1 protein-coding gene is annotated in these 1,073 nt (G+C 70.9%); it reads left to right on the top strand.

Annotated features, from left to right (window positions below; all coding sequences use genetic code 11):
* Window positions 1–119: 119 nt before the first annotated feature.
* Window positions 120–1,073: an IS481 family transposase gene (locus tag KUM44_RS31815; RefSeq protein ID WP_217213226.1), complete on the top strand. Its 954-nt coding sequence runs from the start codon at window positions 120–122 to the stop codon at window positions 1,071–1,073.

Below are 1,073 nucleotides of genomic sequence, written 5' to 3'. Positions count from 1 at the left end.
TGTGCTGTCTGGGGACGTTGGTGACAGGCGACACGCCTTGGCTGGTCCTTGAACGAGGCGAGGGCCTCTGGGTTCGGTGTGGATTGCGAGATCTACAACCGGCAGCCAGGAGGCCCTCGTTGTCCCACCGTAACGCCCCGCTGACGCCGACCGGCCGGCTGCGTCTGGCCCGGTGTGTCGTCGAGGACGGCTGGCCGCTGCGCCGGGCTGCGGAACGCTTCCAGGTCAGCCACACCACCGCGGCCCGCTGGGCAGGCCGCTACCGCACACACGGGGCTGCGGGCCTGCACGACCGCTCAAGCCGCCCCCACCACAGCCCGCGCAAGACCCCGGCCGCGGTGGAACGGCAGGTCGTGCGGCTGCGGCGTGAGCACCGCGTCGGCCCTGTGCGACTGGCCGCCCGATGCGGCATCGCCGCCTCCACCGCCCACCGCATCCTCGCCCGGCACGGCCTGCCCGCACTCGCCGCAACGGACCGTGCCACTGGCGAGCCCGTACGCCGCTACGAACGCAGCCGACCAGGCGAGCTGGTCCACATCGACGTCAAGAAACTCGGCCGCATCCCCGACGGCGGCGGGCACAAGGCCCTGGGCCGGGCTGCCGGCCGAGCCAACCGCCAAGGCGGCGGATACGCCTACCTCCACACCGCCCTGGACGACCACTCTCGCCTGGCCTACACGGAAGACCTGCCCGACGAGAAGGCCGCCACCTGCGCCGGCTTCCTCCAGCGAGCCGCCGCCTGGTTCGCAGACCACGGCGTCACCGTGGAGCGGGTCCTGACCGACAACGCCTGGGCCTATACCAAGAACACTTGGCGCGACACCTGCAATCGGCTGGGCATCAGCCCGCGCTGGACCCGGCCCTGGCGACCGCAGACGAACGGCAAGGTCGAACGCTTCCACCGCACCCTGCTCGACGAGTGGGCCTACCACCGGCCCTACACCTCAGACGCCGAACGCCAGGCAGCGTTTCCCGACTGGCTGGACTGGTACAACTACCACCGACCCCACACCGGCATCAGCGGCCAAACCCCAGCCAGCCGCGTCACTAACCTCTCCGGACAGCACACCTAG

This window comes from Streptomyces sp. AC550_RSS872 (genome assembly GCF_019049285.1).
GTDB lineage: Bacteria > Actinomycetota > Actinomycetes > Streptomycetales > Streptomycetaceae > Streptomyces.
Note: the sequence above shows the minus strand (reverse complement) of the source record. Positions and strands in the feature narration are given on the sequence as shown.